This is a genomic window from Rhodanobacter sp. UC4452_H20 (assembly GCF_052978205.1).
Genome location: NZ_CM129662.1, coordinates 1111114 through 1135678 on the forward strand (window position 1 = coordinate 1111114; position 24565 = coordinate 1135678).

The 24565-nt window shown below is 67.7% G+C and carries 23 protein-coding genes; 12 read left to right on the plus strand and 11 right to left on the minus strand.

What is annotated here, in order from left to right:
- Positions 1–2 precede the first annotated feature (2 nt).
- The 8 genes from ACVCMC_RS05420 to ACVCMC_RS05455 all read left to right on the plus strand — a co-directional run bounded on the left by ACVCMC_RS05420 (position 3) and on the right by ACVCMC_RS05455 (position 8681).
- The gene (locus ACVCMC_RS05420; protein ID WP_447098946.1) at positions 3–2435 is read left to right on the plus strand and encodes a 3-hydroxyacyl-CoA dehydrogenase/enoyl-CoA hydratase family protein; all 2433 of its coding nucleotides are present in this window, start codon (positions 3–5) and stop codon (positions 2433–2435) included.
- A 104-nt stretch (positions 2436–2539) separates the two neighbouring features.
- Positions 2540–3745, plus strand: coding sequence for an acetyl-CoA C-acyltransferase (locus tag ACVCMC_RS05425; RefSeq protein WP_447098947.1), 1206 nt, complete (start codon positions 2540–2542; stop codon positions 3743–3745).
- 178 nt (positions 3746–3923) lie between these two features.
- Complete coding sequence (locus ACVCMC_RS05430; RefSeq protein WP_447098948.1) at positions 3924–4202, plus strand: type II toxin-antitoxin system RelE/ParE family toxin; 279 nt, start codon at positions 3924–3926, stop codon at positions 4200–4202.
- A gap of 30 nt (positions 4203–4232) precedes the next feature.
- Positions 4233–4511 carry a HigA family addiction module antitoxin gene (locus ACVCMC_RS05435; RefSeq protein ID WP_447098949.1) on the plus strand — a complete coding sequence of 93 codons (279 nt, stop codon included), beginning with the start codon at positions 4233–4235 and terminating at the stop codon, positions 4509–4511.
- 71 nt (positions 4512–4582) lie between these two features.
- Positions 4583–4867, plus strand: a complete 285-nt coding sequence (locus ACVCMC_RS05440; protein ID WP_447098950.1) for an addiction module antidote protein — start codon at positions 4583–4585, stop codon at positions 4865–4867.
- An 11-nt stretch (positions 4868–4878) separates the two neighbouring features.
- The gene (locus tag ACVCMC_RS05445; RefSeq protein ID WP_447098951.1) at positions 4879–5778 is read left to right on the plus strand and encodes a hypothetical protein; all 900 of its coding nucleotides are present in this window, start codon (positions 4879–4881) and stop codon (positions 5776–5778) included.
- A gap of 265 nt (positions 5779–6043) precedes the next feature.
- On the plus strand, positions 6044–6970 hold the full coding sequence (locus ACVCMC_RS05450) for a hypothetical protein (protein WP_447098952.1): 927 nt from the start codon (positions 6044–6046) through the stop codon (positions 6968–6970).
- Between the two features lie 142 nt (positions 6971–7112).
- Positions 7113–8681: a phospholipase D family protein gene (locus ACVCMC_RS05455; protein WP_447098953.1), complete on the plus strand. Its 1569-nt coding sequence runs from the start codon at positions 7113–7115 to the stop codon at positions 8679–8681.
- 6 nt (positions 8682–8687) lie between these two features.
- On the opposite strand, the gene ACVCMC_RS05460 is transcribed toward ACVCMC_RS05455, so the two are convergent.
- The 5 genes from ACVCMC_RS05460 to cysG form a co-directional block, all read right to left on the minus strand.
- Complete coding sequence (locus ACVCMC_RS05460; protein ID WP_447098954.1) at positions 8688–9689, minus strand: GlxA family transcriptional regulator; 1002 nt, start codon at positions 9687–9689, stop codon at positions 8688–8690.
- A complete protein-coding gene (locus tag ACVCMC_RS05465; RefSeq protein WP_447098955.1) occupies positions 9637–10185 on the minus strand; it encodes an isochorismatase family protein in 549 nt (182 codons plus the stop codon). Before ACVCMC_RS05465 ends, ACVCMC_RS05460 begins: the two co-directional genes overlap by 53 nt.
- Before the next feature lie 182 nt (positions 10186–10367).
- Positions 10368–10952 carry a TMEM175 family protein gene (locus ACVCMC_RS05470; RefSeq protein ID WP_447098956.1) on the minus strand — a complete coding sequence of 195 codons (585 nt, stop codon included), beginning with the start codon at positions 10950–10952 and terminating at the stop codon, positions 10368–10370.
- A 79-nt stretch (positions 10953–11031) separates the two neighbouring features.
- Positions 11032–11970, minus strand: coding sequence for a cysteine synthase A (cysK, locus tag ACVCMC_RS05475; protein ID WP_395118389.1), 939 nt, complete (start codon positions 11968–11970; stop codon positions 11032–11034).
- Positions 11971–12046: 76 nt separating this feature from the next.
- Positions 12047–13513, minus strand: a complete 1467-nt coding sequence (gene cysG / locus ACVCMC_RS05480; protein ID WP_447098957.1) for a siroheme synthase CysG — start codon at positions 13511–13513, stop codon at positions 12047–12049.
- A 291-nt stretch (positions 13514–13804) separates the two neighbouring features.
- On the opposite strand from cysG, the gene ACVCMC_RS05485 reads away from it, so the two are divergent.
- The 4 genes from ACVCMC_RS05485 (at position 13805) to ACVCMC_RS05500 (ending at position 18624) form a co-directional block, all read left to right on the plus strand.
- A complete protein-coding gene (locus ACVCMC_RS05485; RefSeq protein ID WP_395118387.1) occupies positions 13805–14800 on the plus strand; it encodes a LysR substrate-binding domain-containing protein in 996 nt (331 codons plus the stop codon).
- Positions 14801–14920: 120 nt separating this feature from the next.
- Positions 14921–17344, plus strand: coding sequence for a DEAD/DEAH box helicase (locus tag ACVCMC_RS05490; protein ID WP_447098958.1), 2424 nt, complete (start codon positions 14921–14923; stop codon positions 17342–17344).
- 2 nt (positions 17345–17346) lie between these two features.
- On the plus strand, positions 17347–18258 hold the full coding sequence (locus ACVCMC_RS05495) for a ribonuclease H-like domain-containing protein (protein ID WP_447098959.1): 912 nt from the start codon (positions 17347–17349) through the stop codon (positions 18256–18258).
- 27 nt (positions 18259–18285) lie between these two features.
- Positions 18286–18624 carry a TfoX/Sxy family protein gene (locus tag ACVCMC_RS05500; RefSeq protein WP_447098960.1) on the plus strand — a complete coding sequence of 113 codons (339 nt, stop codon included), beginning with the start codon at positions 18286–18288 and terminating at the stop codon, positions 18622–18624.
- A gap of 153 nt (positions 18625–18777) precedes the next feature.
- On the opposite strand, the gene ACVCMC_RS05505 is transcribed toward ACVCMC_RS05500, so the two are convergent.
- From ACVCMC_RS05505 to amaB, 6 genes are all read right to left on the minus strand, one after another.
- Positions 18778–19296: an energy transducer TonB gene (locus tag ACVCMC_RS05505; protein WP_447098961.1), complete on the minus strand. Its 519-nt coding sequence runs from the start codon at positions 19294–19296 to the stop codon at positions 18778–18780.
- Between the two features lie 318 nt (positions 19297–19614).
- A complete protein-coding gene (gene murB / locus ACVCMC_RS05510) occupies positions 19615–20643 on the minus strand; it encodes a UDP-N-acetylmuramate dehydrogenase (RefSeq protein ID WP_447099455.1) in 1029 nt (342 codons plus the stop codon).
- Positions 20644–20653: 10 nt separating this feature from the next.
- The gene (locus ACVCMC_RS05515) at positions 20654–21700 is read right to left on the minus strand and encodes a quinone-dependent dihydroorotate dehydrogenase (protein WP_447098962.1); all 1047 of its coding nucleotides are present in this window, start codon (positions 21698–21700) and stop codon (positions 20654–20656) included.
- 76 nt (positions 21701–21776) lie between these two features.
- Positions 21777–22547, minus strand: coding sequence for an SDR family NAD(P)-dependent oxidoreductase (locus tag ACVCMC_RS05520; RefSeq protein ID WP_447098963.1), 771 nt, complete (start codon positions 22545–22547; stop codon positions 21777–21779).
- Positions 22541–22849, minus strand: a complete 309-nt coding sequence (locus ACVCMC_RS05525; RefSeq protein ID WP_395118375.1) for a DUF4190 domain-containing protein — start codon at positions 22847–22849, stop codon at positions 22541–22543. The genes ACVCMC_RS05520 and ACVCMC_RS05525 overlap by 7 nt, the downstream gene beginning before the upstream one ends.
- Positions 22850–22943: 94 nt before the next feature.
- Positions 22944–24479, minus strand: coding sequence for an L-piperidine-6-carboxylate dehydrogenase (gene amaB, locus ACVCMC_RS05530; RefSeq protein WP_447098964.1), 1536 nt, complete (start codon positions 24477–24479; stop codon positions 22944–22946).
- Positions 24480–24565: the final 86 nt, after the last annotated feature.

The following is a 24565-nucleotide window of genomic DNA, read 5'->3' on the forward strand; positions in this document are numbered from 1 at the left end:
CAATGACTGCTGCATCCTCACCCACCCTCGGCTTGCGCATCCGCAAGGCCGCCGTGCTGGGCGCCGGTGTCATGGGCGCGCAGATTGCCGCGCACCTGACCAACGCCGGCGTGGAAACCGTGCTGTTCGACCTGCCCGCGAAAGAGGGTCCGAAGAGCGGCATCGCGCTGAAAGCGATCGCCAACCTGGCCAAGCTGTCGCCGGCCGCGCTGGCCGACAAGGCCCTGGCCGCCTCGATCATCCCGGCCAACTACGACGATGATCTCGATCACCTGAAGGATGTCGACCTGGTCATCGAGGCCATTGCCGAGCGCATGGACTGGAAACTCGACCTGTACAAGAAGATCGCCGGCCACCTGTCGAAGACCGCGATCATCGCCTCCAATACCTCGGGCCTGTCGATCAACACGCTGGCCGAGGCGCTGCCGAAGGAAATGCGCCACCGCTTCTGCGGCGTGCACTTCTTCAATCCGCCGCGCTACATGCACCTGGTCGAGTTGATCCCGACCCGGCTCACCGACCAGAACGTGCTGGACGGCCTCGAGGCCTTCCTGGTCACCACCGTCGGCAAGGGCGTGGTGATCGCCAAGGACACGCCCAACTTCATCGGCAACCGCATCGGCGTGTTCTCGATGCTCGCCACCATGCATCACACAGAGCAATTCAAGCTCGGCTTCGACACCGTCGACGCGCTGACCGGCCCGGCCGTGGGTCGCCCCAAGAGCGCCACCTACCGCACCGCCGACGTGGTCGGCCTGGACACCATGGCCCACGTCATCAAGACCATGGCCGATACCCTGCCCGACGATCCCTGGCACCGGTACTTCAAGGCGCCGGCATGGCTGGCCGGCCTGATCGAGAAGGGTGCGTTGGGCCAGAAGACCGGCGGCGGCTTCTACAAGAAGGTCGGCAAGGACATCCAGGTGCTGGACGTGGCCAATTTGAAGAGTCCGGCCAAGGATGGCCGGGCTTTTGCGGAGGGAGCCGCATATAACTTCCGGCCGTCCGAACAAAGGCCCTCCGATGAAGTCGCCGCGATTTTGGCGATCAAGGACCCCGCCGAGAAGTTCGGCAAGCTGCGCGCCTCCAGCGACCCGCAGGCGCAGTTCCTGTGGGCCACTTTCCGCGATCTGTTCCACTACACCGCCTATCATCTGGCCGACATCGCCGACACCGCGCGCGACGTGGATTTCGCCATCCGCTGGGGCTACGGCTGGAAGCTCGGCCCGTTCGAGACCTGGCAGGCCGCGGGCTGGCAGCAGGTCGCCGAATGGATCAATGAAGACATCAAGGCCGGCAAGGCGATGAGCGATGCGCCCCTGCCCGCCTGGGTCACCGACGGCCGCACGGGCGTGCACGGCAAGAACGGTTCGTATTCGGCCAGCGCCAACGCCGACAAGCCGCGTTCGCAGCATCCGGTCTACCAGCGCCAGCTGTTCCCCGATCCGATCCTGGGCGAAAAGTTCGACACCGGCAGCACGGTGTGGGAGAACGACGGCATCCGCCTGTGGACGCTGGGCGACGACGGCGTCGGCATCCTCTCGTTCAAGACCAAGATGAACACGGTCAACGACCACGTGCTCGACGGCATCCAGCACGCGATCAGGCTGGCCGAGGAAAAGCTCAAGGCGGTGGTGATCTGGCAGACCGGCGAACCGTTCTCCGCCGGCGCGGATCTCAAGGGCGCGCTGGGCCTGCTGAAGGACGGCAAGTTCGACGACTTCGGCAAGATGGTCGCCAACTTCCAGCGCACCAGCATGGCGATCAAGCACGCCCTGGTGCCGGTGGTTTCCGCCGTGCGCGGCATGGCCTTCGGTGGCGGCTGCGAATTCCAGATGCATTCCGCCCGGACGGTTGCAGCACTCGAAAGCTACATCGGCCTGGTCGAGGCCGGCGTCGGCCTGCTGCCCGCCGGTGGCGGCCTGCATGAACTGGCCGTGCGTGCGTCCAGGGCCAATCCGGCCGATCCGTTCGAGGAACTGAAGAAGGTGTTCGAGACCGTGGCGATGGCCAAGGTTTCCCCCAGCGCCATCGAGGCGAAGAACATGGGCCTGCTGCGCGACAGCGACGTGGTCGTGTTCAACGCCTACGAACTGCTGTACGTCGCCAAGAAGGTGGCATTGTCGCTGGCCGAGGCCGGCTACCGCCCGCCCCTGCCCGCCCAGGTCATCGTCGCCGGCGACGTCGGCACCGCCACCTTCAAGGCGCAACTGGCCAACCTGCAAGCCGGCTACTTCGCCTCCGAGCACGATGTCGACATCGCCTCGCGCATCGCCGACACCTTGTGCGGCGGCGTGATCGAGCGCGGCTCGACCGTCGACGAGGAATGGCTGCTGGCACTGGAACGCAAGCACTTCGTGGAGCTGGCGAAAACCGAGAAAACCCAGGCCCGCATCGCCCACACCATGACCACCGGCAAACCTTTGAGGAACTAGTGAGCGCGCTGCGCGCGCGGAAGTGAGGAGTGAGAGTCGAAGCCCAGGCTTTCTTTCACTTCTCACTCCTCTCCACTCTTTTCTCACCCTTTTGGAGTTCCGTCATGACCAAACAAATCCAGGACGCCTACATCGTCGCCGCCACCCGCACCCCGGTCGGCAAGGCGCCGCGCGGCGTGTTCCGCAACACCCGCCCGGACGACATGCTCGCCCACGTGATCCGCGCGGTGATGGCGCAGGCGCCCGGCATCGACCCGCACCAGATCGGCGACGTCATCATTGGCTGCGCCATGCCCGAGGCCGAGCAAGGCATGAACGTGGCGCGCATCGGCCTGCTGCTGGCCGGCCTGCCGCACACCGTGCCCGGCGTCACCGTCAACCGCTTCTGCTCTTCCGGCCTGCAGTCGGTGGCGATGGCCGCCGACCGCATCCGCCTGGGCCTGGACGACCTGATGCTCGCCGGCGGCACCGAGAGCATGAGCATGGTGCCGATGATGGGCCACAAGATCGCCATGAACCCCGCGATCTTCCAGGACGAGAACATCGGCATCGCCTACGGCATGGGCATCACCGCCGAAAACGTCGCCAAGCAGTGGAAAGTCAGCCGGGAGCAGCAGGACGCTTTCGCCGTCGAAAGCCACCGCCGCGCTCTGGCCGCCCAGGCCGCCGGCGAGTTCAAGGACGAGATCACCCCGTTCCAGCTCGATGACCATTACCCGGATCTCGCCAGCCGCGGCATCACCACCGACAACCGCGTCATCGACCAGGACGAAGGCCCGCGCGCCGGCACCACGCCCGAAGTGCTGGCCAAGTTGAAAACCGTGTTCCGCAACGGCCAGTTCGGCGGTACCGTCACCGCCGGCAACTCCAGCCAGATGTCCGACGGCGCCGGCGCCGTGCTGCTCGCCAGCGAAAAGGCCATCAAGCAATACAACCTGCAGCCGCTGGCCCGCTTCGTCGGTTTCTCCGTCGCCGGCGTGCCGCCCGAAGTCATGGGCATCGGCCCGAAGGAAGCGATTCCCAAGGCGCTCGCGCAAACCAGCATCACCCAGGATCAGCTCGACTGGATCGAACTCAACGAAGCCTTCGCCGCCCAGGCACTCGCCGTGATGGGCGACCTCAAGCTCGACCCGGCCAAGGTCAACCCGCTCGGCGGCGCGATCGCGCTCGGCCACCCGCTCGGCGCCACCGGCGCGGTGCGCATTGCCACGCTGGTGCACGGCATGCGCCGGCGCAAGCAGAAGTACGGCATGGTGACGATGTGCATCGGCACCGGCATGGGCGCGGCGGGAATCTTCGAGGCACTCTGAAGTTCGTCATTCCGGCGAAGACCGGTATCTGAAACTGCAACGGCGCCGTAGCGATACGGCGCCGTTTGCATTTGAGTGGATCTGATCCGCTTGCAAACCCTTCTCGGCCAAGGGATGCGTTTTCCAGCGGATACGGTGCTCGTTTGACGTATTACGTCAAACGTAATACCGTCAGCGCGTGATCAGGAGCTTTCATTGCAAGGATACGCAGGCGCTGTTCGAGGGTGGCGATCCTCGTCGGTTCCGTGCCATCAAGGACGCCGCCATCCGCAAGTTGTCGCAACTCGATGCCGCGCAAACGCTTGAGTTTCTGCGTTCACCGCCTGGCAACCAGTTCGAAGCCCTCAAGCACGATCGCGCTGGCCAGCACAGCATCCGCATCAACCGGCAGTGGCGCGTTTGCTTTGTGTGGACAGCCAGCGGACCCGAGCACGTCGAAATCGTGGATTACCACTGAGAGAGCCATATGAAACTTCCCGTCAATCGCATGCGCCCTGTACATCCCGGCGAAATCCTGCGCGAGGACTACCTCACCCCGCTGGGGATGAGCGCCAACGCCTTGGCCGTGGCACTGAGCGTACCGGCCACCCGCATCCACGAAATCGTCAACGAACGCCGCGGCATCAGCGCCGACACTGCCGAGCGCCTGGCACGCTACTTCGGCGGCGACGCGGTGTCCTGGCTGAACCTGCAGGCAACTTACGATCTCAAGACACTGGCCACACGCGACGAAATCCTGCGCCGGGTGGAGCCACGGGCTGCCTGACTATGATGGCGCTCGGGCATTTCGGCAGTCACAAGGCAGTTCAAAACCGCCGACCGCCTGTGAGGTGAAACTTGCGCACCAAAACTCGCCCCTTCGACCCCGCGGAACATCTGGCCACCCCCGAAGCCCAGGTCGAGTACATCTCTGCCGCCCTCGAAACCGGCGATCCCGCCTTCATCGCCGACAGCCTCGGCGTGGTTGGACGCGCCCGCGGCATCTCCCAACTCGCACGCGACACCGGCCTGCGCCGCGAAAGCCTGTACAAGGCGTTGTCGGCGGACGGCAACCCGGAGTTCGCCACGATCATGAAGGTCGTGCAGGCGTTGGGGGTGAAGTTGAGTGCCGAGGCGGCGTAGCAGATCTGGCGATGCACACCACCGATAATCGGATTAACTTTCTCCGTCTCCTTAATATCGCCCGCGAGAAAGCCATGCGCTTCCAGTTTCCAAACGGCACGCGTTCCAGGATCCGATCCGCCACATGGGTGACTGCCCTTGCTGGCCTTGCCTCGCTGGCCCATGCCGGCTTGGCCACGCCTCCACATGCCTTCACGGCACCCGACCACACATCTATTGCGTGTCCCTCCGCACAGAAGCTCCAGCCCCTGCTGCAGCTGGGCAACATCTACCTCGGCGAGCTACACGGCACCGTGGAATCACCCAACCTCGTGCGTTGCCTGGTGGACGCGGAAGTGGCTGCCGGCGTTGCGCCGCTCTTTGTCTCGCTCGAGCTGCCTAATTTCGCCCGTGATACTGGCGACCGGACTTGGGCCGGCGTGGATGGCAGGACGTCGCAGGCGATGATGTCGCTGGTCAACCATCTGGAGGCGCTGGAGAAGCAAGGCAAGCTCACGCTGGATTTCCAACTGACAGGCAAGGAGCAGAACGCCGTGCAGATGAACAAGCAAGTGGGTGAACACTTGCGCGATCTGGCAGCCAAAGGCCGCCTCATTGCCCTAGGTGGAAATCTTCACAGCCAACGAAAGCAGGCCATGATTCCGTCACTCGCCTTTGCGCCAGCCGGAGCCTTTGTGGGCGACGGCGTCAAGACGGTGATGATCGTCCACGCGCGCGATGGCACGGCTTGGAACTGCACGGAAACGTGCGGCGCGCACAAGGACAAAGGTCTCACCGGCATCAAGGCTGGCGAACTGGTGGACGGTAGCGCATACGGCCATGACTATCTCTACAGTCTGGATCAGGTCACGGCATCGCCGCCTGCACGAGCCAGCGCCAACCCTCAGGCATCATCATCACCACCACGCTGACTGCTCGAAATGTCGGGTAGTCCACAATTCCGCGACAACGTATCCACGCCTTCCCGACGTCGTGGGAGCAGACAGCGCCGATGGCGGGATTTTTTTGTATCGGCATCGCGCGAAAAAGTGCCAACGCCGGGGTCCCATCGTTCCACCGACGCAAAGATTGCCTTGCGCGCCGAGTCCGGAACCCTGTCGCCGGGGCTTTTTGCTCCGATCTCGATTTTCAAAACTCGTACACTCCCCCCATCCATACGACACAAGGACGACGAACATGGGTATCGGCATCGGAATGCGCGGCATCGACCTGCAGAAGTTCCTCATGGTGGCGCGGGAGCGCAAGGTCATCCTGCTCGTGCGTCATACCAACGAGGATTCGCTGCGCTACGTCGGCATGCCCGGCTATTACCCCAAACCGGCCCTGTTGAAAGCCAAGACCGCCGACGTCAACCCGTCGGGCCTCATGCGCTCGGTGGCGGGGCGCATGGTGAAACAGGACTACGTCATCGCCGGGCTGGTGGTGCACCCGGGCATGCACCCGGGGGCCTTCAAGCCGGCCAAGCGGGACAAGGCGATGAAGGCCTGGCACGACGGCATGCATTACCTGGCGGCCGAGAACAAGATGCCGGCCATGGGCGATCCGCAGCGTCCGGAAAGCTGGGCGGCCTGGGGCGTGGGCCGCGCCGCCGCCTGCTCGGCCGAGTGGCGCTGGCGCGTCGACGTCGACCCCGCATCCCGCCACTACGGCTGCCTGCAGCTCGACCACGCCGGCAAGGGCTGGGTCTACATCCACGGCGACTACGATCTGAAGGATGTGATCGTTCGCGGCAAGGAAACCGACAACCGACGCCATGAAGGCCAACTCCACGGCGTCAAGAACTTCACCCCGTTGCTCCCGGACATGGAGTTCGAGCGCATCCGCAGCTCGCTGAACCAGCTGATCGGCGCCGACATGGTGCAGCACGGCGCGGAGGCGCAGTTCGCCTGGCACGGCGACGAACCCGTCACCGTGGTGTTCCCCGACTGGACCTTCCTGCTGCTGACCGACGCCACCACGGTGCAACGCTGGTACGAAGAACTGAACCGGTCCGTGCTCGCCGAGAAAGGCCACGACTACGCACGCGACCGCTCCCGCATGTTCCACTTCGGGCCGCAGGGGATGTTCGCGCCCGGTGCCATGCCGTTGTCGAGCTGGGGATAGGCGAAAGGCGGAAACCCGAGTACCCGGGTCAGGCGAGGCTCCACAGTCGCATGGATTTCACGACCGCCTTCGCAAAGTACGCCGCTGGCGATGGACGATTGCCGCGAAGCCGTGATCGGCACGCAGCAAAAGGCGGGTGAACATGCGGCGACTCATCAGAGCGCTTGGCGCGGTGTTGCTCGGCGTGGCCCTGGCGGCCTGCTCGCCGCCCGCGCCCGTGGTCAAGCCGGTGTCGAAGGCGTTGCCGCCGACCGTGGGCACGCCGGCGGCGCGCTACGTGCACGCGGAAACCGCCAAGCACCAGGATCAGTCGGGTTTCCGCCTGCTCATCCGCAGCACCGATGCGCTGATGAGCCGCGTGGCGCTGGCCGACCACGCGCAGCATTCGCTGGATCTGCAGTACTACATCTTCGACAACGACGCGACCGGGCGACTGATGGCGCAGCGCCTGCTGGCCGCGGCCGACCGTGGCGTGCGCGTGCGCCTGCTGGTGGACGACATCAACGCCAGCCAGGCGATCGACCTGTTCGACGCGCTGGATACCCACCCGAACATCGAGGTGCGCCTGTTCAACCCGTTCGCCACGAAGAAGCCGTCGGTATTCTCCAAGGCTGCCCAGTTCCTGCTCGACACGCACCGGCTGAACCGGCGCATGCACAACAAGTCGTTCATCGCCGACGGCAACGTGGCGATCGTCGGCGGACGCAACATCGGCGATGCATACTTCGACGCGGGCGAGGACACCCATTTCCGCGACCTCGACCTGATCGCGATCGGCCCGGTGGTGCCACAGGCCTCGCATGCCTTCGACGAGTACTGGAACTGCGACGCGGCTTATCCGGTGAAGGCATTCCATGGCAAGCATGCCGATCATGTCGACCTGGCGAAACTGCGGACCGAACTGGCGCACGATGCGCGCGCGTTCGCGCAATCGGATTACGCCCAGGCCACGCTGGACGCCCTGCCCTACGGCGCCTCCGCCGACCGCAAGGGCGAGTGGTTCTGGGGACCGGCCACGCTGGTGGCCGACCAGCCGGCCAAGATCGAGGCGACCGGGGACCAGCCCGAGCTGCGCATCGGCCCGGATATCAAGGCGATGGCCGACGCCGCGCAGCACGAGTTGCTGCTGATCTCGCCCTACTTCATCCCCGGCGAGCGCGGCACGACCTATCTCGATGCGCTGGCCAAGCGCGGCGTGACGGTCAAGGTGCTGACCAATTCGCTGGCCTCCAACGACGAGCCGATCGTGTATTCGGGATATTCGCGCTATCGCCGCCCGCTGCTGGAAAGCGGCGTGCAACTGTTCGAACTGCAAGCCGCCGCCGGCGCGCCGCAACCGGCCACCACCGGCGGCACCTCCTCGGGCGTCAGCCTGCATGCCAAGGCCGTCGTGGTGGATCGGCAGAAGGTGTTCATCGGCTCGATGAACATGGATGCCCGCTCGAAACTGCTCAATACCGAGATGGGCATCATCGTCGACTGTCCGCCGCTGGCCGCGGCGGTCACCGCGTTCTTCGACAGCGCCACGCTGCCCGAGCAGGCCTACCGCGTGATCCTGAAGCAGGACGGCTCGGCGCATGGCGGCGCCATGCAATGGCAGGCCACCGAGCACGGCAAGCCGGTGACCTACGACCACGACCCCGGCGCCACCACCGGCCACCGGGTCGAGGTGCAGATGCTCAAGCTGCTGCCGCTGGAAAGCCTGCTCTAGGCCCGCTCAACCGCGTGACCGCACCGACGCCGGACGGTCGTCGGCATGCGCTGCCCACAAGCGGCGCAGCTGCCGTGCCGAACCCAGGCCCGCGCACTCGGCCGCCCGCTCCACGTTGTCGCCGTTGGCCAGCGCCTGCCGCGCAAGCGCCAGCCGCAGACGCGCGTGGTAGCGGTTGACCGACATGCCGCTGGCTTCGCGGAAGTGGCGCGTGAGGCTGCGCACGCTCAGGTGGCCGATGTCGGCCAGCCGCGCCAGCGGCCAGTCCTGCGCGGGCGCCTGGAGCAGCGCGTCCTGCACGCGGTGGATGGCCATGTTCATGTGGTTGCGCCCTTCTAGCCACGGCGACAGCGCCGGGTCGCCGGCGGCGCGGCGCATGTAGACGGCCATTTCCCGCGCCACGGCGACGGCCAGGCGCGGCGAGCCGAGCTTGGCGATCAGGTGCAGCGCGAGGTCGATGCCGGCGGTGATGCCGGCGCTGGTGCAGACCTCGCCGTCTTCCACGAACACGCGGCTGTCCAGCACCTCGGCCGCCGGCGCCAGTTGGCGCAGCTCGTCGAGCAGGCTGTGGTGCGTGGTGCAGCGTCTCCCGTCGAGCAGGCCGGCGGCGGCGGCCAGCAGTGCGCCGGAACAGACGCAGGCCAGCGGTCGGCCAGCGACGACATGGCGCCGCAACCAGGCCACCAGCGCCTTGCCGGCCGCCGACGACAACAGGCGCGCGGCGCTGCCGGTGGCACCGCACACCACGATCAGCACGTGCTCGAGCAACTTCGCCGGCAGCGGTTCGACGCCGGCAAGACTGACGCCCAGCGCAGTCGGTGCCGCCTCGCCCGCCGCCACCGGCGCCATCAGCCGCAGGCGCACCGGCAAGCCCATCGCCGCGGCAATGCGAAAGGCGTCGGCGGCACCGGCCAGATCCAGCAGGATCAGGTCCGGTGGCAGCACGAAGCACACCTCAGTGATCGGCGAGGACGTCATCGACGGTGCGGATGCGGGCAAAGCGTCCATCCAGAACCAGTTCCGTGCGTTGCTTGATGTCCTGCGCATCGTAGCGAGTGCCGCTGCCGGCGTGGACCATCGGAAAGGTCAGCGTCGCCTCGGTGACGTAATCGACGTCGAAGCCGAGATCGGAAGCAACCCGGGCGGTCGTCTCGCAGCATTGCTCGCTGCGGATGCCGCTGATGATGACGCGGCCGATGCCGCGCTCGCGCAGCCATGCCTGCAGGCCGGTGCCGGTGAACGCGTTGTGCACCTGCTTGCGGAACACCGTGTCGTGCACCTGCGGCACCCACGCCATCGGCTGCACCAGCCCCGACGCCACGCTGAAGTGACCGGCAGCCTCCTCGTGCAGGATGCGCACGATCGGCCAGCCGCGGGCGCTCGCGCCGTCGATCAGCTGCAACAACTTCTCGCGGAACGCCGGCAGGTCGTCTTCGCGCCAGTACGGTGCCTGCAGGAACGATTGCTGCACGTCGATGACCAGCAAGGCGGGGGTGTCGGACATGGGGCGACTCCATCATGGGGGAGCCGTCACTCTAGGCAGCCGCTGCGTCCTCGACGAGCCCTGCACCGGACCCGGAGCGGACCGATCCGGCCAAGCTTTTCCGGCCAACCCTTTCCGGCCAAACTTTCCGGCCAACTCTTTCCGGCCAAACTCGCCGGCCAAACTCGCCGGCAGAACCCGCCTCAGTGCGGCGCCCGTCCCGCCACCCGTTCGATGCGCCGGTCCGGCACCAGCCACAGCAGGGCGGCCACGCCATACAGCAGTTGCGCGATCCACGCGGCGCGGAACGAGACGAGGATGGCACTGGCGTAGATCATCGGCGAGAGTTTTCCCTTCCAGTCGCCGCCGACGGCGCGGGCCAGCGCGGATGCCCGGCCCTCGGCGCGGATCAGCGCGCGTTGCAGCATCCAGTACGCCAGCGCCGCCATCAGCAGCACCACGCCGTACAGCGCCGTCGGCCCCTGCGCGAAGTGGTTTTCGCCCATCCAGCCGGTGGCGAACGGCAGCAGCGAAAGCCAGAACAGCAGATGCAGGTTGGCCCACAACACCGCGCCGCTGACCGGGCCGGCCAGTTGCAGCATGTGGTGGTGGTTGTTCCAGTAGATGCCCACGTAGACGAAGCTCAGCACGTAGCTGAGAAACACCGGTGCCATCGGCAGCAACGCCGCCAGCGTCTCGCCGTGCGGCACCTTCATCTCCAGCACCATGATGGTGATGATGATGGCGAGCACGCCGTCGCTGAACGCCTCGAGTCGGTTCTTGTGCATCGTCGCCCCGGGATCGATCGAAGCCGAGTATCCGACGAGGCGCCCCGGGGCGCGAGCCCCGGTTGCCATGCAGCCGCGCTCAAACCTCGTCGGAACCCTCGTTGACGCCCTCGAACAGGAAGGTCGACAGGTAGCGCTCGCCGGTGTCGGGCAGCATCGCGAGCAGGACCGATCCGGCCGGCGCGTCCTTCGCCACTTCAAGCGCCGCGGCCAGCGTGCCGCCGGAAGACAGCCCGGTGAAGATACCCTCGCGCCGGGCCAGTTCCCTCGCGGTGTCGCGCGCCACCACGTCGTCGACGGTGACGATCCGGTCGACCACCTTGGCATTGAGCACGGCGGGCACGAAGTCCGGCGTCCAGCCCTGGATCTTGTGCGGCTGCCATTCCTTGCCGCCGAGCAGCGAGGCGCCGGCCGGCTCCGCGCCAATCACCTTGACCTGCGGCCGAGCCACTTTCAGCACCTCCCCCACGCCGGTGAGCGTGCCGCCGGTGCCCCAGCCGCTGACGAAGTAGTCCAGTCGCCGGCCGGCGAAGTCGCCGAGCACCTCGGCTGCCGTGGTCTGGCGGTGGTAGGCGGGGTTGGCGGGATTCTCGAACTGGTCGGCGAGGAACCAGCCATGCTGTTTCGCCAGTTCGGCGGCCTTTTCCACCATGCCGGTACCGCGTGCCGCACCGGGGGTGAGCACCACCTTGCCGCCATAGGCGCGGATCAGCTTGCGCCGCTCCAGCGAGAACGTGTCGGACATCACCGCCACGAACGGATAGCCGCGCGCCGCGCACACCGCGGCCAGCGCCACGCCGGTATTGCCGGACGTGGCCTCCACCACGGTCTGCCCGGGTTTGAGCGTGCCGCGCTGCTCGGCGTCCAGGATGATCGCCAGGGCGAGTCGGTCCTTCACCGAACCGGCCGGGTTGAACGCCTCGATCTTCACGTAGATGCTCACGTGTGCGGGCGCCAGGCGGTGCAGTTTCACGATCGGTGTGCGGCCGATGGTGTCCAGGATGTTGTCGTAGATCATGGGTGTCTCCTCGGGGAATCGGGCGTGAGGAACGGGCGCATGGACGAAGGCAGATGATGCGCCGATTCGGGATCGGTCAACAGGCGGCGCGATGGATCGCCTCGAGCACGCCATCGCGCGCCGCCGCGGCGGCGGGCAAGGCGTGCACGGTCGCGCCCAGCGGGGCGGCGCCGAACCAGGCCAGCGACGGCGCCAAGGCGGCCACCTCGCCCAGGATCAGCAGCGCCGGCGAGCTCACGGCATGGGCTGCGGCTCGCTCGGCAAGGTTGCCCAGCACGCCGCAGACCACGCGCTGGTTCGGCAGCGAGCCGTTTTCGATCAGGGCGAACGGCGTGGACGCAGCGCGTCCGTGTTCGACCAGGCGCGCCTGCAGGGTCGCCAGCTCGTTCACGCCCATGTAGATCGCCAGCGTCTGCCGCTCCTGCGCCAGCGCAGGCCAGTCCACGGTGTCGTGCGAATCGCGGCAATGCGCAGTGACGAAGCGCACTGACTGGGCGCGCTCGCGATGAGTCAGCGGCACCCCCGAGTACGCCGCGCAGGCCACGGCGGCGGTGATGCCGGGCACCACTTCGAAAGGAATCGCGTGGGCGTGCAGGAACTCCAGCTCCTCGCCGCCGCGACCGAACACGAACGGGTCGCCGCCCTTCAGCCGCACCACCCGCTTGCCGGCACGCGCATGCTCCAGCAGCAAGGCGTGGATCGCCTCCTGCGTGGCGTGGTGCCGGCCGGCCTGCTTGCCGACGTCGATCCGCTCGGCATCGCGCCGGGCCAGCGCCAGCACGCCGGCACCGACCAGCCGGTCGTGCAGGATCACGTCGGCCTCGTTGAGCGCGCGCAATGCACGCAAGGTCAACAGGCCCGGATCGCCGGGGCCGGCGCCCACCAGCACCACCGAACCGGTGGCCGGCGACGGCGTATCGGCGAGAGCATGTTCCGCCGCCGCCTGCGCCTCGCCATCTCGCTGCTGGCGCAACAATTGCGCCACCGGCCCGGCCAGCAGGCTGTCGTAGAAGGCGCGTCGTGCCGCCAGTGCGGGAAAACGGGCACGAATGCGCGGGCGCAGCCGGGCCATCAGCCGGGCCAGCGCGCCCAGCGAATCATCCAGCAGCGCTTCCAGCCGCTCGCGCAGCAGGCGCGAGAGCATCGGCGCCTCGCCGCCGCTGGAGATCGCGATGGTCAGCGGTGCGCGGTCGATCACCGCCGGCACGTGGAAGCTGGACAGCGCCGCATCGTCGACCACGTTGACGAAGATCCGGCGCAACTCGCCCAGACTGGCCACCAGCGCGTTGATCTCGCGATCGGGCGTGGCCGCCACCACCAGCCACACGCGCTCCAGCCAGCTCTCGCGGAACGGATCGGTGCGATGGGCGATACGGCCCTGCCGCACCCAGCGCTGCAGGCGCGGCGTGAGGCTGGGCGCGTTCACCGTCACCTGCGCCCGAGCCTGCAGCAGTGCTGCCACCTTGCGCTCGGCCACCGCGCCGCCGCCGACCACCAGCACGGCGCGCTGCGACAACGAGGCAAAGATCGGGTAGAGCTTCATGCGCGGGAATGGCCGGAGCAAGGGGTTCGCCTACGCTACGAAGCCGCCGCCGGCACCACAAATGATTTGCGCCTTGGTGCTTATGCCGTCGCGGCATGACCGGCAGGCCTGATTGACATGCAACACGAATGGACGTATAGACGTCCAATATGAAAGTATGTCATTCCATCGACAAGGGTATCCGTGGCGACCGGCCAGGGGCTCGTCACGTCGGCGGCCGGGGGATTGCACGATGTATGCGCAGCTGCATCGCCCATCCGTCCCCCGACCATCGCCCACGGACTCCTGCCCATGACGCTTACCCAGCTGCGCCATCTCATCGCCATCGCCGACTCCGGCCTCAACATCACCCTGGCGGCCGAGCGCGTGCATGCCACCCAGCCCGGGCTCAGCAAGCAGCTGCGCCAGCTTGAGGACGAGCTGGGTTTTCAGCTCTTCGTGCGCAAGGGCAAGAGCCTGGATGCGGTGACCCACGCGGGCGAGCAGGTGATCGAACGGGCGCGGATCATCCTGGCCGAGGCAACCAACATCCGCGCGATCGCCGCGAACCTGCGCAACGAGGCCCACGGCGAGCTGCGCATCGCCACCACGCATACCCAGGCTCGCTTCGCCCTGCCCGCGGCAATCGCCGCGCTCAATGCCAGCTTCCCCCAGGTCAGCGTGCATCTGGAGCCGACCCGCGACGCCGACGTGCTGGCCCGGCTGGAAGCCGGTCAGGTCGATCTGGCCATTATCAGCAGCGCCGGCAGCGCGCCGGCCGTCGGCATGGCTTTTGCCGCCTATCGCTGGCAACGGGTGATCGTCACCCCGCGCGACCATCCGCTGGCGCGGCGCGCCGCCGCGCCCACGCTGACCGAGCTGGCGGGCCTGCCGCTGGTCAGCTACGACTCCTCGCTGCGGCCGGAGTCGTCCTTGCGCCGCGCGTTCGAGGAGGCCGGGCTGTCACCGCAGATCGCGATGACTGCCGGTGACGCCGACCTGATCAAGACCTACGTGCGCGCCGGCATGGGTGTGGGCATCCTCGCCGAAATGGCCATGCAGCCCGGCGACGCCGACCTGCTCGCGCTGCCCGCCGATGCGTTGTTCGCGCCGTGCACGACCTGGGTGGTACTGCGCCGGGACAGCGTGCCGCGTGAGTACACGCTGGCCTTCATCCACCAGTTTGCACCCCATCTCGGTCGCCACGAACTGCGCCGCGCGCTGGCCGGCGAACCACCGCGCGACGGCTGGGCCGAGGTGCCGCACTGGCGCGAACGTCAGCGGTCGCCTGCCGCGCAAGTCGCCTGACGCTCCTGGTCGGGCCCGCTCCCGCAAGGACGGCTGACGATGCCGTGACGGCCGCGCGCCATCTCACCCGGTGAGACGCGCACGCGGCCTAATCCGCGGACCTTCGCGCGGAGCCTGCCGATGAACACATTACCCGACCGCTACGCCAGCGACGACCTCGTGCTGGACGGGCCGGGCGACGGCCGCAGCCTGGCCCGGCGGCTGTCGAAGCGCTATGCCGCGCGGATCACCGGCGCCTTCGTGGTGCCCGGTCGGGAGGGCACGTTCGCGCCGCTGCCCGACGATCTCCCCGATGCGCTGGCCGGGGCGCTGCGCACGCGCGGCATCGAGCAGCTCTACAGCCATCAGGCCGAGGCATGGCAAGCCACGCGGGCAGGCGCGCACGTGGCCATCGTCACGCCCACCGCCTCGGGCAAGTCGCTGTGCTACACGCTGCCGGTCATCAGCGCTGCCATGACCGATCACGCCAAGGCGCTGTACCTGTTCCCCACCAAGGCGCTGGCGCAGGACCAGGTGGCCGAGCTGCTGGAGCTGAACCGGGCCGGTGCGCTGGGGGTGAAGGCATTCACCTTCGATGGCGACACGCCCGGCGATGCGCGACAGGCGATCCGCCTGCATGGCGACATCGTGGTCAGCAATCCGGACATGCTGCACCAGGGCATCCTGCCGCATCACACCAAGTGGGCGCAGTTCTTCGAGAACCTGCGCTACGTGGTGATCGATGAGGTGCACACGTATCGCGGCGTGTTCGGCTCGCACGTGGCCAACGTGATCCGCCGGCTCAAGCGTGTCTGCGCGTTCTACGGCGTCACCCCGCAGTTCATCCTGTGCTCGGCCACCATCGGCAATCCGCGGGAACACGCCGAGGCGCTGATCGAGGATGCGGTCACCGCGATCACCGAAAGCGGTGCGCCCAGCGGCGACCAGCACGTGCTGCTGTGGAACCCGCCGGTGGTGAACCCCGACCTTGGTCTGCGCGCCTCGGCGCGCTCGCAGACCAACCGCATCGCGCGGCTGGCGATCAAGAGCGGCATGAAGACGCTGGTGTTCGCCCAGTCGCGCAGCATGGTCGAGGTGCTCACCAAGTACCTCAAGGACGTGTTCGACCACGACCCGCGCAAGCGCCCGCGCATCCGCGCCTACCGCGGCGGTTACCTGCCGAAGGAGCGCCGCGCGGCCGAACGGGCGATGCGCGAAGGCAGCATCGACGGCATCGTCAGCACCTCGGCGCTGGAGCTGGGCGTGGACATCGGTTCGCTCGACGTGGTGGTGCTGAACGGCTACCCCGGTTCGGTCGCCGCGACGTGGCAGCGCTTCGGCCGCGCCGGCCGACGCCAGCAATCGGCGCTTGGCGTGCTGGTGGCCAGCTCCGATCCGCTGGACCAGTACCTGGTGCGGCATCCGGAGTTCTTCCAGGGCGCTTCGCCGGAGCACGCGCGCATCCAGCCCGATCAACCGCTGATCCTGCTCGACCACATCCGTTGCGCCGCGTTCGAGCTGCCGTTCACCGGCGACGAGATGTTCGGCACCGAGGTCGCCACGCCGTGGCTCGACCTGCTGCGCGAGGAAGGCGTGCTGCACCGCGAGGGCGATCGCTGGGAATGGATCGCCGACAGCTACCCGGCCATCGCGGTGTCGCTGCGCTCGGTGGCCGACGGCAACTTCGTGGTGGTCGATCGCACCGACGGCCGCCAGACCATCATCGCCGAAGTCGACTACTCCGCCGCCGCGGTCACCTTGTACGAAGGCGCGATCCACATGGTGCAGTCGCTGCCCTACCAGGTGGAGAAGCTGGACTGGGAAGGCCGCAAGGCCTACGTCACGCGCACCAGCGTCGACTACTACACCGACGCCATCGACTACACCCGGCTCAAGGTGCTGGACTGTTTCGACAGCGCGCACGCCGGCTGCGGTCAGGCCCATCACGGCGAGGTGCACGTGGTGCGCCGGGTGCCCGGCTACAAGAAGATCCGCTTCTATTCGCACGAGAACATCGGCTACGGCCCGATCAACCTGCCCGACCAGGAACTGCACACCACGGCGGTGTGGTGGCAGCTGCCGCAGATGGTGCTGGAAGCCGCGTTCGAGCAACGCCAGCAGGCGCTCGACGGTTTCCTCGGCGCGGCGTACGCGCTGCACATCGTCGCCACCGTGGCGGTGATGGCCGAGGCGCGCGACCTGCAGAAAGCCGTGGGCTCGGGCGACGGCGCCTGGTTCGCCAGCACCGACCTCCACGGTCGCGGCCAGCTGCGCGGCAGCGATGGCCAGCCCGCCGCGCTGGCGCCGGATGCGCCGTTCACGCCCACCGTCTACCTGTACGACGCGTTCCCCGGCGGCATCGGACACAGCGAACCGCTGTTCCGGCGTCGCGAGGACTTGCTGGCGCAATCGGTCAGCCTGATCGAACGCTGCGACTGCCGCGCCGGCTGCCCCGCCTGTGTCGGCCCGGTACTGGCGACGGACGAGCAGACCGCCGACGATCCGGCCGTCGCCACGCCCAAGGCCCTCGCCCTGCGCGTGCTCGCGCTGCTGGTGGCGTTGTGAGCGTGAACCCGCTCATCGCGAAGCTGCGCCAGCTGCGCACCGAGGCGGGACAAGCCCACGCCGCCGTGCCTGCCCGCCATGCGCTGGATGCAGCGACGCCGGGAACCCCCCGCGTCGCGTCGCCCTCTTCCGCGATGGCGCCCGAGCTGCGCCGGCTGCTCCAGCGCCACGCCCGGCTCAAGCGCGGCACCGCCGCGGTGCCGTCATCCCGCGACCGCGAGGTGCCCGGCTTCGAACTTTCCCCCGGCCTGCGCTACACCGAGGCGTTTGCCGACTGGCTCGTTCCGCCGCCGGTCATCGACGCCGGCTTCGCCCGCATGGAACCCGTGCACCACGATCGCCTGCTGCACTTCGACACCGAGACCACCGGCCTGGCCGGCGGCACCGGGACCCGCGCCTTCATGATCGGCGCGGCCGACTGGCAGGGTGGCCGCCTGCGCATCCGCCAGCTCACCATCACCACCATGGCGGCGGAGACCGCCATGCTGCGCACCTTCGCCGGCTGGCTGGACGAGGACACCGTGCTCGTCAGCTATAACGGCAAGTGCTACGACGCGCCGCTGCTGGCAACGCGCTACCGTCTCGCCCGCCTGCCGAACCCGCTGGCCGGCCGCGGCCACCTGGACCTGCTGCATCCGGTGCGCCGCCACTGGAAACACCAGTGGCCGAACTGTCGCCTCGCCACCGCCGAGCGCCAGCTGCTCGGCGTCGTGCGCGAGGACGACCTGCCCGGCGCGGAGGCCCCCGCCGCCTGGCTCACCTACCTGCGCGGCGGCTCCGCCCGCAACCTGCGCCGCGTCGCCGCGCACAACGCGCAGGATCTGAAAAGCCTGGCCGGGGTGCTGCTGCATATGGCCGGGATGGCCGCGCCCACAGCAGAGGCCCGAGCGCGGACACGATGCATCACGCGATAATCCGGGACCGTCTCCCGAGGGAAAATCATGGCAACCGACAAGCGTTTCGTGGATTACGTGCTTGAACAGGCCGACCTCGGCGAGGCGCTCACATACAAGCGGATGTTTGGCGAATACGCGCTCTACCACGCAGGGAAGGTCACGGCTTTTGCCTGCGACAACCGCCTCTTCATCAAACCCACTTCAGCGTCGCAGGCGCTGGCTCCCGGGCTGCCGCAGGGCCAACCGTATCCCGATACCAAGATGTATCCGATCGCCGACGAGCTGCTGGACGACCCGGAAGCATTGAGGGAGTTGCTGGTGGCTACATCTGCCGCGCTGCCTTTGCCGAAGCCGGGAAAGAAGCGGGGCAAGCGCAGCGAATAAGTGGCTGTCGTCGAGTCGCAAGAACCGGCGGGCAGTGCCCGCCCTGCATCCCGGTGACAAGCCTGGCCGGAGCGTTGCCGCACATGGCAAACATGCAGACAACATGACCGGCAGGCAGCATGAGGGTAATCCGCGTCCCGCTGCGATCGGCCTTCAGCGCCGGCCCGATTCGACGACAGGTTTGCCGCCTGCCATCTTGAAATCGAATACGTACCAGAGGCTGAAAGGTTTCTGCGTCACCTCATACGTGCCATCGCCCCGCGGATGCCGCACCCACATCGGCGTGAACGTCCATTGCATGACCGCCTGCTCGACTGCAGCCTCGAACAAGGCATGCGCCGGACCATCCGCAGTGCCGGGCTGCGGGTGCACGGCCTGGACGCGGCCGTTCTCGTCCATCACCAGCTGCACCACGACAGTGACCGGCGCAGCGCCCGGGCGAACCAGGGTGGGCGGGTACACCGGCGAGACCTGCTTGTCCAGCACGGGCTTCACCGCCGTATCCCCGGGTTGCAAGGTGTAATGCGGTGCGCTCGCAGGCGACGCCATCTCCGCGTAACTGGTCCGGGGCTCCCCAACCGGCTTGCGTTCCTCTTGCGTACTGCAGCCGCAAACCACGGTGGCAACGAAGGTCCACAACACGAGCACCGGCCAGCTCGACGACACCTGCATGTCCAACCTCCATGATCGAATCAGAATGCGGTTGGGGCGACCCGTCGCCCGCGCGTCAAAATGACAGGGCACCTGCCCATGCGCAATACGGGAAGGATCGAAGATACCGGCGCCCCACCCTTCGACTTCGACCCCGCGGGCCTGCACTCAGGGAGAACGGCATGGGCCACCACACCCCCCGTTCGCACTGAGCTCGACTTGGAACAGCAAGCGGCGTCGAAGTGCACGCGCAATGCACCACCCTTGGCCCACGGGGCTGCGCACTTGCGCTCAGGCAAAACGACACAAGGCGCCGGGTGAAGCCCGGATGGCGCGGACTCAGCCCGCGCCGATCACCACCGGTTCCGGCTCCAGCCGCACGCCGAATTTCCCGTGCACGCCGTCCATCACCTGTTGCGCCAGCGCCCACAACTGCGGGCCATTGGCGTGGCCGTGGTTGACCAGCACCAGCGCGTGGCGGTTGGAGATGCCGGCGTCGCCTTCGCGTAGCCCCTTGAAGCCGGCCGCCTCGATCATCCACGCGGCGGAAATCTTGCGGCGACCGTCACGCTGCGGCCAGGCCGGCAGGTCGGAGTGCTCGCGCTGCAATGCTTCCGCCACGGAAGCATCGACGATCGGATTCTTGAAGAAGCTGCCGGCGTTGCCGATCACCGCGGGGTCAGGCAGCTTGCGCGTGCGCAGGCGTACCACCGCCTCGGCGACGTGGAACGGCGCAGGCTTGTCCACGCCCATCCGCGCCAGTTCCTCGTCGATGCCGGCGTAGTCGGTGCGTAACGGCCGGCTGCGCGGCAGCACGAAGCGCACCGCGGTGACGATGTAGCGGCCGGGCTCGTGCTTGAACAGCGAGTCGCGATAGGCGAACGCGCAGGTGGCGTGGCCCAGCGTCACCACGCGATGCTCGCGCAGGTCCCAGGCTTCGACGCTTTCGATGAACTCGGCCACCTCGCAGCCGTAGGCGCCGATGTTCTGGATCGGTGCGGCGCCGACGGTGCCGGGGATCAGGATCAGGTTCTCCAGCCCCGCGTAGCCCTGCCCCAACGTCCAGCGCACGAAATCGTCCCAGCGCTCGCCCGCGGCCACCGCGATGCGCGCGCTGTCGCCGTCACTTTCAACTTGCACGCCGCGCGTCGACATCCGCAGCACGGTGCCGTGGAAATCGTCGGTGAACAGCACGTTGCTGCCCTCGCCGAGCACCAGCAGCCGCCCCTGGCGGATCGCCGGGAAGTCCAGCAGCTCGGGCAACTTTCCCGCATCGCGGATGTCGGCGAGCAGGTTCGCCCGGGCATCGACGCGCAAGGTGTTGAGCCGCGCCAGCGACGCGTTCTCGGTGAGCGTGTAGCCGCCCATGTCCACGCGCTCAGACGCCATCGACTGACGCCTCGCGCTGGCGGCGGATCTCGTTGACGCATTCGGCCACCAGGTGCGGGCCGCGATAGATCAGGCCCGAATAGAGCTGCACCAGCGAGGCGCCGGCGTCGAGCTTTTCCACCGCGTCGCTGCCGTCGAGGATGCCGCCCACGCCGATCAGCGGGATGCGCTCGCCCAGGCGCTGGCGCATGCCGGCCAGCACGGCGGTGGAACGCTCGAACAGCGGCTTGCCGGAGAGCCCTCCTGCCTCGCCGCCGCGCGGGTCGTCCGCCACCGTGGCGCGGTCGGTCGTGGTGTTGGTGCAGATCACGCCGTCGATGCCGGTACGCAGCAGCACCTCGGCCATCGCATCGAGCTCGACCCCGGATAGGTCCGGCGCGATCTTCAGCAGCATCGGCTTGCGCCGACCGTGCTGCGAGCCCAGCCGCTCCTGCGCGGCGCGCAGGAGCGAGATGAACTTGTACAGCGTGGCCTGTTCCTGCAGGTCGCGCAGGCCCTGGGTGTTGGGCGAGGAAATGTTCACCGTGACGTAGCTGGCCAGCTCATGCACCTTGGTCAGGCAGGCCAGGTAGTCGTTGACCGCCTTGTCGTTCGGCGTGTCCTTGTTCTTGCCGATGTTGATGCCGAGCACGCCGTGGTAGCTCGACTGCTGCACGTTGCGCACCAGCGCGTCGACACCGCCGTTGTTGAAGCCCATGCGGTTGATGATCGCCTCGTGTGCGGGCAGCCGGAACAGGCGCGGTTTCGCATTGCCAGGCTGCGGCAGCGGCGTGACCGTGCCCACCTCGATGAAGCCGAAACCCAGTGTGTTCAGCGCATCGAGATGCTCGGCGTTCTTGTCCAGCCCCGCGGCAAGGCCGACCGGATTGGGAAACTCGAGGCCGAACGCACGCACCGGCAGGTCGGCCGGCACGGTGGCGAGGCGATGGGCGAAACCGCTGCGCTGGGCCACGCCCAGCCCGTACAGGGTCAGCCGGTGGGCCGACTCCGCCTCGAGCGAGAACAGCAGCGGACGCAGGATGTCGTAGAGGGCCAAATCGAAACGCCGGCAGTCGTGGAATGTCGCGCAGTTTAGCGTGCCGTGCAGCGCGCCGAAGGCGGCTGGGTCACGCTCAGCCGGCCAGCAGCTGGCCGCCGTCCACCACCAGGGTCTGGCCGGTGATCCAGCCGGCCCACGGCGAGGCGAGGAACAGCGCGGCGTGCGCGATCTCCTCCGGCTGGCCGTAGCGGCCGAACGGGATCTTCGCCAGCACCTCGGCGTAGCGCGTCGGATCATCCTTGCGGCATTGGTCCCACAGGCCACCGGGAAACTCGATCGAGCCCGGCGCGATCGCGTTGACGCGGATGCGCCTGGGCGCCAGTGCCTGCGCCTGGGACGTCGTGTAATGGCTCAACGCGGCCTTCAAGGCGGCATACGACGGCCCGCCCGGACGGGGGCGCAGCGCCGAGATCGAACTGGTGTGCAGGATGCACGGATGCGCCGACCCGGCCAGGTGCGGCAGCGCGGCCCGCGAGGCGCGCACGGCCGCCATCAGGTCCACGTTGAAGTTGGCCAGCCAGTCCTCGTCCTCGTCGCGGAAGCCGTAGCCGCTGGCGTTGTTGACCAGCACGTCGATGCCGCCCAGCGCGCTCGCCGCGTCGTCGACCCAGGCCTGGATGGCCGTCGCTTGCGCCAGGTCGACGGATTGCGCGTGCACGGTCACGTCGTGGGCGGCGATCTGCAGGCGCGTTTTCTCCAGTGCCGCCGCGCCGCGTGCGCAGATCGACACCGCGGCGCCGGCCTGGGCGAAACCCAGCGCGATGCTGCGGCCGATGCCGCGGCTGCCGCCGGCCACCAGCACGCGCCAGCCATGAAAATCGAACGGCGGCGGCGCACTCACCATCCGTGCCAGCCGCCGAGCGCGAAACCGAAGAACAGCACCGCGATCACCAAGGACACGAACAGCACCGACAGCAGCAGTTGCACGTAGCCAAGCACCAGCCCGGCAACCGCCATGCCGTCACCTTCGGGGCGGTGCTCCGGATGGCTGTTGCGGATCTCGCTGCGCGCGAGGTGTCCGCAGACGATGGCCACCACCGCGCCGAAGAACGGCAGCACGCACCAGGCCAGGATGCCGAACACCAGGCTCACCACCGCCAGCGTGCTGGTCGGGGCGGCGGCGCGATAGGACACGGGATCGTTCATCGGCTTGCTCGCGGAATGCGCCGGGTCGGCGTCGAGAGCATCGTAGCGTGATCGCCCGCGGCCGGCGAACCGGCCACGAGCCTGTTGCCGGTACTTACAAGTCGAACTTGATGCCCTGCGCCAGCGGCAGCGAATCGGAGTAGTTGATGGTGTTGGTCTGGCGGCGCATGTAGACCTTCCACGCGTCCGAGCCGGACTCGCGGCCGCCGCCGGTTTCCTTCTCGCCGCCGAACGCGCCGCCGATCTCGGCGCCGGAGGTGCCGATGTTGACGTTGGCGATGCCGCAGTCCGAGCCGGCCGCGGAAAGGTACTTCTCGGCCGACTTCAGGTTCTGCGTGAAGATCGCCGAGGACAGGCCCTGCGGCACGTCGTTCTGCGCTTCGATCGCCTCGTCGAGATGCTTGAACTTCATCACGTAGAGGATCGGCGCGAAGGTTTCGGTCTGCACGACTTCATCGGCGTTCTTCAGGCCGGTGATGATGGTCGGCAGCACGAAGTTGCCCTTGCGGTCGGTCAGCGCCGCGCCGCCGGTGGCCACCGTGCCGCCAGCCGCCTTCGCCTTCTCGATCGCGGCGAGATAACCCTGCACCGCGTCCTGGCTGTTCAACGGGCCCATCAGCGTGGTGGCCAGCGTCGGGTCGCCGATCTTGCCCTCGACCTGCTTGTAGGCCTTGACCAGCGTGTCGAGCACGCTGTCGTGGATGGATTCATGCACGAACAGGCGGCGCGTGCTGGTGCAGCGCTGGCCGGCGGTGCCGACCGCGCCGAACACGATGCCCGGAATCGCCAGCTTGAGGTCGGCCGACTCGTCCAGGATGATCGCGTTGTTGCCGCCCAGCTCCAGCAGCGAGCGGCCCATGCGCTGCGCCACGCGCTCGCCGACCATGCGGCCGACCTTGGTCGAGCCGGTGAAGCTGATCAGCGGGATGCGCTTGTCGTCGACGAAGGCCTGCGCCAGGTCGCTGCCGGCGTCGTTGAACAGGAAGAACAGGTCGGGGTAGCCGCCGTTTTTCAGCGCCTCGTTGCAGATCCTGATCGCGGCGATCGCCGACAACGGCGTTTTCGGCGAGGGCTTCCAGATGCAGATGTCGCCGCAGGCGGCAGCCAGCATCGCATTCCAGGCCCACACCGCGACCGGGAAGTTGAACGCGCTGATGATGCCGACGATGCCCAGCGGGTGGTACTGCTCGTACATGCGGTGGCCGGCGCGCTCCGAGTGCATGGTGTAGCCGTACAGCATGCGGCTCTGGCCGACCGCGAAGTCGGCGATGTCGATCATCTCCTGCACTTCGCCGTCGCCCTCGGGCTTGATCTTGCCCATCTCCAGCGCGACCAGCGAACCCAGTGCGTCCTTGTGCTTGCGCAGCGCCTCGCCGCACAGCCGCACGGCTTCGCCGCGCTGCGGCGCCGGCGTGGTGCGCCACACCTTGAACGCTTCCTGCGCACGCTTGACGATGACCTCGTAGTCGGCGGCGCTGGAGGCATGCACCGTCGCAATCACCTCGCCGGTGGCCGGATTCACCGGCTGCAGGGCGCCGGCATCGGTGGTCTTCGACCACTCGCCCTGGCCGAGATAGGTACCCGAATGTTCGGTACCGATACCGAGCGACTTGAGGATGGCATGCGACATACGTGGCTCCTGGTCGTGCGGCGCCCGCCGGCGCCGTGGATGAAGTAGGCAATTGGCCATTCTAGCAGGGTGGCAGGAATGGCTTC

Bases quoted from the DNA above. Each gene is read 5' to 3' on its own strand.
- ACVCMC_RS05490 (WP_447098958.1), top strand. From the start codon at position 14,921: ATGAACACATTACCCGACCGCTACGCCAGCGACGACCTCGTGCTGGAC.
- cysK (WP_395118389.1), bottom strand. From the start codon at position 11,970: ATGATCTACGACAACATCCTGGACACCATCGGCCGCACACCGATCGTG.
- ACVCMC_RS05520 (WP_447098963.1), bottom strand. From the start codon at position 22,547: ATGGTGAGTGCGCCGCCGCCGTTCGATTTTCATGGCTGGCGCGTGCTG.
- cysG (WP_447098957.1), bottom strand. From the start codon at position 13,513: ATGAAGCTCTACCCGATCTTTGCCTCGTTGTCGCAGCGCGCCGTGCTG.
- ACVCMC_RS05525 (WP_395118375.1), bottom strand. From the start codon at position 22,849: ATGAACGATCCCGTGTCCTATCGCGCCGCCGCCCCGACCAGCACGCTG.
- ACVCMC_RS05450 (WP_447098952.1), top strand. From the start codon at position 6,044: ATGGGTATCGGCATCGGAATGCGCGGCATCGACCTGCAGAAGTTCCTC.
- ACVCMC_RS05465 (WP_447098955.1), bottom strand. From the start codon at position 10,185: ATGTCCGACACCCCCGCCTTGCTGGTCATCGACGTGCAGCAATCGTTC.
- ACVCMC_RS05505 (WP_447098961.1), bottom strand. From the start codon at position 19,296: ATGCAGGTGTCGTCGAGCTGGCCGGTGCTCGTGTTGTGGACCTTCGTT.
- amaB (WP_447098964.1), bottom strand. From the start codon at position 24,479: ATGTCGCATGCCATCCTCAAGTCGCTCGGTATCGGTACCGAACATTCG.
- ACVCMC_RS05435 (WP_447098949.1), top strand. From the start codon at position 4,233: ATGCGCCCTGTACATCCCGGCGAAATCCTGCGCGAGGACTACCTCACC.
- ACVCMC_RS05470 (WP_447098956.1), bottom strand. From the start codon at position 10,952: ATGCACAAGAACCGACTCGAGGCGTTCAGCGACGGCGTGCTCGCCATC.
- ACVCMC_RS05425 (WP_447098947.1), top strand. From the start codon at position 2,540: ATGACCAAACAAATCCAGGACGCCTACATCGTCGCCGCCACCCGCACC.
- ACVCMC_RS05460 (WP_447098954.1), bottom strand. From the start codon at position 9,689: ATGGACGCTTTGCCCGCATCCGCACCGTCGATGACGTCCTCGCCGATC.
- ACVCMC_RS05500 (WP_447098960.1), top strand. From the start codon at position 18,286: ATGGCAACCGACAAGCGTTTCGTGGATTACGTGCTTGAACAGGCCGAC.
- ACVCMC_RS05420 (WP_447098946.1), top strand. From the start codon at position 3: ATGACTGCTGCATCCTCACCCACCCTCGGCTTGCGCATCCGCAAGGCC.
- ACVCMC_RS05445 (WP_447098951.1), top strand. From the start codon at position 4,879: ATGCACACCACCGATAATCGGATTAACTTTCTCCGTCTCCTTAATATC.
- murB (WP_447099455.1), bottom strand. From the start codon at position 20,643: ATGGGCGGCTACACGCTCACCGAGAACGCGTCGCTGGCGCGGCTCAAC.
- ACVCMC_RS05485 (WP_395118387.1), top strand. From the start codon at position 13,805: ATGACGCTTACCCAGCTGCGCCATCTCATCGCCATCGCCGACTCCGGC.
- ACVCMC_RS05455 (WP_447098953.1), top strand. From the start codon at position 7,113: ATGCGGCGACTCATCAGAGCGCTTGGCGCGGTGTTGCTCGGCGTGGCC.